Annotated in this window: 9 protein-coding genes; 3 read left to right on the forward strand and 6 right to left on the reverse strand. The window is 68.9% G+C overall.

Annotation, left to right across the window (positions count from 1 at the left end; all coding sequences use genetic code 11):
- The 3 genes from HUV01_RS10930 to HUV01_RS10940 all read left to right on the forward strand — a co-directional run.
- The coding region (locus tag HUV01_RS10930; RefSeq protein ID WP_302480047.1) for a 5-formyltetrahydrofolate cyclo-ligase at positions 1-273 on the forward strand (273 nt) is incomplete at its 5' end.
- Entirely contained in the window at positions 261-488 is a 228-nt protein-coding gene (locus HUV01_RS10935; RefSeq protein ID WP_174298286.1) for a DUF2842 domain-containing protein, read from the forward strand. The genes HUV01_RS10930 and HUV01_RS10935, both read left to right, overlap by 13 nt.
- Positions 489-530: 42 nt before the next feature.
- Positions 531-1472, forward strand: a complete 942-nt coding sequence (locus tag HUV01_RS10940) for an NAD(P)/FAD-dependent oxidoreductase (protein WP_174298287.1) — start codon at positions 531-533, stop codon at positions 1470-1472.
- A 72-nt stretch (positions 1473-1544) separates the two neighbouring features.
- On the opposite strand, the gene HUV01_RS10945 is transcribed toward HUV01_RS10940, so the two are convergent.
- The 6 genes from HUV01_RS10945 to HUV01_RS10970 form a co-directional block, all read right to left on the reverse strand.
- Positions 1545-2078, reverse strand: coding sequence for a response regulator transcription factor (locus HUV01_RS10945; protein ID WP_174298288.1), 534 nt, complete (start codon positions 2076-2078; stop codon positions 1545-1547).
- The gene (locus HUV01_RS10950) at positions 2068-3399 is read right to left on the reverse strand and encodes an ATP-binding protein (RefSeq protein ID WP_254606570.1); all 1332 of its coding nucleotides are present in this window, start codon (positions 3397-3399) and stop codon (positions 2068-2070) included. The genes HUV01_RS10945 and HUV01_RS10950 overlap by 11 nt, the downstream gene beginning before the upstream one ends.
- Positions 3384-4118 (reverse strand): SURF1 family protein, encoded by a 735-nt coding sequence (locus tag HUV01_RS10955; protein ID WP_254606572.1) that lies wholly within the window; start codon positions 4116-4118, stop codon positions 3384-3386. The genes HUV01_RS10950 and HUV01_RS10955 overlap by 16 nt, the downstream gene beginning before the upstream one ends.
- Complete coding sequence (gene cyoD, locus HUV01_RS10960) at positions 4115-4513, reverse strand: cytochrome o ubiquinol oxidase subunit IV (RefSeq protein ID WP_174298289.1); 399 nt, start codon at positions 4511-4513, stop codon at positions 4115-4117. The genes HUV01_RS10955 and cyoD overlap by 4 nt, the downstream gene beginning before the upstream one ends.
- Positions 4510-5148 (reverse strand): cytochrome o ubiquinol oxidase subunit III, encoded by a 639-nt coding sequence (gene cyoC, locus HUV01_RS10965; protein ID WP_217430986.1) that lies wholly within the window; start codon positions 5146-5148, stop codon positions 4510-4512. Before cyoC ends, cyoD begins: the two co-directional genes overlap by 4 nt.
- A gap of 1 nt (position 5149) precedes the next feature.
- On the reverse strand, positions 5150-5878 hold a 729-nt coding region (locus HUV01_RS10970), incomplete at its 5' end, for a cbb3-type cytochrome c oxidase subunit I (RefSeq protein WP_174298290.1).

A 5878-nucleotide genomic window follows, 5' to 3' on the forward strand; every position in this document is an offset into this window, starting at 1 on the left:
CTCGCGGCGGGGCCGTTCGGCCTGTCGGTCCCGCCGGCGGCGTGGCCGGAGGTAGCGCCCGACGTGATCCTGACGCCGCTGGTCGCCTTCGACGCCATGCTCAACCGGCTCGGTCAGGGGGCGGGACATTACGACCGGGCGTTCGAGGCCCATCCGTCGGCGTGGCGGGTGGGCGTCGCCTGGTCGATCCAGCGGGTGGCGGCCCTGGCTCCCGATCCCTGGGACGTGCCCCTGCACGACATCATCACGGAGACCGACTGGTGGACCCGGTAGAAGAACCGACGCTGCGCAAGCCGCTGGGCGCGCTCGCGATCTTCGGGCTGGCGCTGACATGGTGCGTGCTGATCGCCAGCCTGTCGCGGATCGTGGGCCAGTGGCCGGGCTGGTTGCAGCCGGCCTTCTACCTCGTGACCGGCATCCTGTGGATCGCGCCGCTCAAGCCGCTGCTGCGCTGGATGGAGACCGGGCGCTGGTCACGGCCGGATTAGTCTGCGATCCCTGGTGCATCTGCGGACTGATGGCGAACGGACATGCGTATCTGCATCATCGGAGCGGGCATGGCGGGCCTCTCCTGCGCAACGGCGCTGCACGGCCGCGGCCACGATGTCGTCGTGTTCGACAAGGGACGGGGCGCCGGCGGCCGCATGTCCACGCGCCGGCTCGATACCCGTTCGGGCACGGCCTGCTTCGACCATGGCGCGCAGTATTTCACCGCCCGCGATCCCGCCTTCCTCGATCAGGTACGGCGGTGGGAGGCGACCGGACATGCGGCACGATGGCCGGCGGCGGGCGCGGATGCGTGGGTCGGCATGCCCGCGATGAACGCGCCGGTCCGCGCGATGGCCGACGGGCTGGACGTTCGATGGGGCATGCGCGCAGAAGGATTGTCACGGGACGGTCGGTGGCGCGTCCGCGGTGACGGGATCGGCGCCAATCCGTTCGACGCGGCGATCGTCGCGGTGCCCGCCGAGCAGGTCCCGGCGCTGGTCGAAGGACATGATCCGGCGATGGCGGAAGCGGCCCTCTCGACGCCCTCGGCCCCCTGCTGGACGGTCATGGTCGCATACCGGTCCCGCGTTCCCACCGATCGCGACCGGCTCACGGACCCCGGCCCCCTGGCGTCTGCCGTGCGCAATTCGGCGAAGCCGGGCCGCGAGGGTCCCGAGGCGTGGGTGCTCCAGGCCGGCGCCGAATGGTCGCAGGCGCATATCGAGGACACGCCGGCCGAGGTCGAGGCGATGATCCTCGATACGTTCGCCCATGAGATCGGAGGCGAGCTTCCCCATCGGATCGCGACGAGCGTCCACCGGTGGCGCTATGCCAGATCGGGAAACCTCGGGACGGGGGCGCTGTGGAACGCGGATCGCCGGCTGGGTGTCTGCGGCGACTGGCTGATCGGCCCGCGCATCGAAGCGGCCTGGCAGTCCGGACAGAGGCTGGCGGACCGCGTGGGTGACGGGATGCCGGGGTGACGGGATGCGGGACCAGCCCTGCGCCCGGCCGGCCGACGGGGCGCAGGATCGTCGTCCGGCCCGTTGGATCGCCTAGCTGACCTGCCGCTTCTCCAGCTTGCGAGCCAGCGTGCGCCGGTGCATGCCCAGGCGTCGCGCCGTCTCGGAGATGTTGAAGTCGGTCTCGGCCAGCATCGAGTGGATGCGTTCCCATTCCAACGTCTTCATGGATGTCGCCCGCGCGCTGAGCGGGACGTCGGCATTGCCGACGACGTGGCCGAACGCCGCCTCGATATCGTCGGTGTTGGACGGTTTGGCGAGATATTGCGACGCGCCCAGCTTGATCGCCTCCACCGCCGTCGCGATGCTCGCGAAACCGGTCAGGACGACGATGAGGGTCGCGGGATCATGCGCATGCAGCGCCTGTACGCAGGTCAGCCCCGACGCGCCGCCGAGCTTCAGGTCCACCACCGCATAGTCGGGCGTGACGGTCGCGAGCAGCTCCAGCAGTTCGGGATGTCCGGCGGCGACCTCCACGCGATAGCCGCGCCGCTCGAACGAACGGGCAAGCGTGCGCGAGAAGGCCTGGTCGTCCTCGACGATCACCAGCAACGGATCATCCGCCATCCGCGTCCCCCGCCAGGGCCAGCGTGCTCAGCGGCATCGTCAGCACGACGATCGCGCCACCATCGGCCCCATTTGACGCGTCGACATGGCCACCCAGCTTGCGCATGACGTTGACGACGAGGAACAGGCCGAGTCCGCCCCCGAGCCTCCTCTTGCTCGACACATACGGCTTGCCGAAGCTCGCGAGCTGGTCCGGAGCGAATCCCGGTCCGACGTCGCGCACCGTAACCACCAGATCATCCTCGACCAGCCGCACGGCGAGACCTATCCGGTCGGGCGACGCCTCCGCGGCGTTGTCGAGGACATTGAAGATCACCTGCTTCAGCGCGGTGTCGGCGACGATCGGCGGGTCGCGGCGAAGGCCGTCGTCGAACGCGAGCCGTGTCGCGGCATGACCCGAGCGCCAGTCCGCCACCAGCCCATCGACGAAGCGGCGCAAGGTGGTCGCGACGGGCGACTCGCCCCGCGCCTCCCCAGCCGCGAGCAGCACGCCCGTCACGATCGCCTTGCAGCGTCCGACCTCGGCCTGCATCTCCGTGACGTCGTCGAGCAGTTCGGGATCGCACGCGAGCGCGGCGTTGCGTCGCCAATCACCCAGGATCACGGCCAGCGAGGCGAGCGGGGTACCCAGTTCGTGCGCTGCGCCCGACGCCAGCAACCCCATGCGGACGATGTGATCCTCCTCCGCCGCCTGCTGGCGCAGGTCGGCCAGATGCGCGTCGCGGGCACGCAGGTTGCGGCTGATCCGCGTCACGAACAGCACCAGCAAGGTCGCAATAAGCGCGAAGCAGATCCACGCTCCCGCGACATTGAGGGTCGCGAGATGATCGGCCAGCGTCGGCGGCAGCTCGATCGGACGATACCACCCGATCAGCAGCGCAAAGCACGCGCTCGCAAGGAAGACGATCGCGATCGTCGACCAGGTGTCGAGCAGGATCGCGCCGAGCACCACCTGGAGCAGGTAGAGCGACACGAACGGGTTGGTCACTCCGCCGCTCAGGAAAAGCTGAGCGGTCAGGGACAGGACGTCCAGAACCAGGGCGAAGAACAGCGCGGCGTTCGAGGTGGCCCGTCCGCGCCGCAACAGCAGAAGGCTGATGACGTTGAGCAGCAGGACGGCCCCGCTCACGCCGAGCATCGGTATCAGCGGCAGCCTCACGTCCATCCCGAAGCGCACGATCGCGATCGTCGCCAGCTGGCCCAGGACCGCGACCCATCGCAACTGAACCAGCTGGACCATGTTGCGGGCGCCCGCGGCCTCCGGCGACCAGCGCGCGCGTCCGGGTGGCGACGCGTCGGCGCAGGTCATCGCCTCGCCCATGCTCGCCACTCATGACGCAGGCCGATCGTGGTGGCGACGGCCGTCATCGTCATCAACGTCAGCCAGGTGATCGCATAGACGAGGTGGTTGTTGGTGAACGAGACGACGGTCAGCCCGCCGATCGGATACCCGCCCGGATTGGGCGTGGCGTCCGCATCCACAAAGAACGGTGCCACGGGCGACAGGTGCCGGGCGGCGGCGATCGCGGCCACGTCGCGCGAGTACCAGCGGCCCGCGGCGGGAGCGTTGCTGCGCAACAGGTCGCCGCCGGGCTCCGTGATGCGCAGCAGGCCGACGACGCGCACCTCTCCCGGTGGGGCCACCCTCTGCGCCGCCGAAGGCACGAAGCCGCGATTGACCAGCACCATGTATCCGCGATCGTCGCGCAACGGCGTCATCGCCCAGTAACCGGGGCCGTATTCCGTCGACGCCGCGACCAGGGTTCGCGCCGCGCCGATATAGTGCCCGCGGAGGCTGACGCGGCGGTACTCGTCGCGGGTCCGCGTCACTCTTGCCCATTCGCCCGGTCCGGGCGCGGGCACGGGCGCGGCGGCGAGCCGCTCGCCGGTGCGGGCGATCAGGCCGAGCTTCCATGCGCGCCGCTCCACCTGCCAGGCCCCCAGGGCTGCGAAGGCCAGCATCGCAGCGAGGCCCAGCACCCCGATCGCGACCAGCGCGCGCCACGACCGCGGCGGACGCGCGCCGGTCGGCGGCGTCACGGCATCTGGCTCATGTCGTGCGCGGACATCGGCATCATGTTGGTGTTGAGGTGGTACATCACCCACAGCGATCCGCTGAGCGCGATGACGACGAGCACGACGGTGAAGATCAACGCCATCATCGTCCATCCTCCTTCCGACTTCGCGTCCATGTGCAGGAAGTAGACCATGTGGACCACGATCTGCACCACCGCCAGCGCCATGACGAGCAGCCCCGTCACCCTCGCGTCCGTGATGACGCCGGTCATCACCAGCCCGAACGGGATCGCCGTCAGCAGCACCGACAGCGCGAAGCCGGTCAGGTAGCCGCGGCGCGAACCGTGGCCGTGGGTGTCGCCGTGCGCGTGCAGCTCGGCGTCGTGGTTGGCGGGATCGGGGTGGAGGGCATCGCTCATCGCAGGCTTCCCAGCAGGTAGACGAAGGTGAAGACGCCGATCCAGATGACGTCGAGGAAGTGCCAGAACATGCTGAGGCACATCAGCCGGCGCTTGTTCGCCTGGATCAGGCCGTGCTTGCCGACCTGCGCCATCAGTGTCGCGATCCAGACCAGTCCGATCGAGACATGGAGCCCGTGCGTGCCGACCAGCGTGAAGAACGCGGACAGGAACGCGCTGCGCTGCGGTGTCGCGCCGTCTGCGATCAGCGTCGAGAACTCGTGCAGCTCGATGCACAGGAACGCGAGCCCGAACAGCGCGGTCGCCGCCATCCAGCCTTGCGTGCGGCGGACATGGCCGTCCTCCATCGCCAGCATCGCAAAGCCATAGGTGATCGACGAGAACAGCAGCATTGCGGTATTCACCGCGACCAGCGGCAGTTCGAACAGGTCGCGTGGGCTCGGCCCCCCCGCATAGCTGGTGCCGAGCACGCCATAGATCGCGAACAGGACCGCGAAGATGAGACAGTCGCTCATCAGGTAGATCCAGAAGCCGAGCATCGTGCCGCCGCCGTCGGCATGATGCTCCTCGTCCGCGAGGTAGAAGGTGGGGCTGGACGGATCGCCCCCGACCGGCGGGAAGGTCTGCATGTTCATGTCAGGCGTCCGCCATCTGCGGGCTGCGCGCCCGCTCGGTGCGCTCCACCTCCTCGGCGGGGATGTGGAAGTCGCGATCGTAGTTGAAGCTGTGCCCGATCGCGACCGTCATGATCGCCACGAACGCCGCGGCCGCCAGCCACCAGATGTACCAGATCATCCCGATCGCGAAGACGACGCTCAGTCCGCCCAGGATCACGCCCGCGCCGGTGTTGCGCGGCATGTGGATCGGCCGCCAGCCACCCGTCGGCGCCTTCGCGCCGCGCGCCTTCATGTCCGCCCAGGCGTCGCCGTCATGGACGACGGGCGTGAACGCGAAGTTGTACGCCGGCGGCGGCGAGGAGGTCGCCCATTCCAGCGTGCGGCCGTTCCACGGGTCGCCCGTCGTGTCGCGCAGCCGCTCGCGATCGCGCACGCTCACGTAGATCTGGATAAGGAAGGCGGCGATGCCGACCATCACCAGCGCCGCGCCGAACGCCGCGATCAGGAACCAGATGCGCAAGGACGGATCGTCGAAGTGGCGAAGCCGCCGCGTCACGCCCATCAGCCCCAGCACGTAGAGCGGCATGAACGCGAAGTAGAAGCCGACCACCCACGACCAGAACGACACCTTGCCCCACCACTCGTCGAGCCTGAAGCCGAACGCCTTGGGGAACCAGTAGTTGATGCCCGCGAACATCCCGAACAGCGTGCCGCCGATGATGACGTTGTGGAAATGCGCCACCAGGAA

The sequence above is a fragment of the Sphingomonas bacterium genome (assembly GCF_903643035.1).
Classification (GTDB): Bacteria; Pseudomonadota; Alphaproteobacteria; order Sphingomonadales; family Sphingomonadaceae; genus Sphingomonas.

Coding starts and splice junctions, on each gene's coding strand:
- HUV01_RS10950 (WP_254606570.1), bottom strand. CDS start 3,399: ATGGGCGAGGCGATGACCTGCGCCGACGCGTCGCCACCCGGACGCGCG.
- HUV01_RS10945 (WP_174298288.1), bottom strand. CDS start 2,078: ATGGCGGATGATCCGTTGCTGGTGATCGTCGAGGACGACCAGGCCTTC.
- HUV01_RS10940 (WP_174298287.1), top strand. CDS start 531: ATGCGTATCTGCATCATCGGAGCGGGCATGGCGGGCCTCTCCTGCGCA.
- cyoC (WP_217430986.1), bottom strand. CDS start 5,148: ATGAACATGCAGACCTTCCCGCCGGTCGGGGGCGATCCGTCCAGCCCC.
- cyoD (WP_174298289.1), bottom strand. CDS start 4,513: ATGAGCGATGCCCTCCACCCCGATCCCGCCAACCACGACGCCGAGCTG.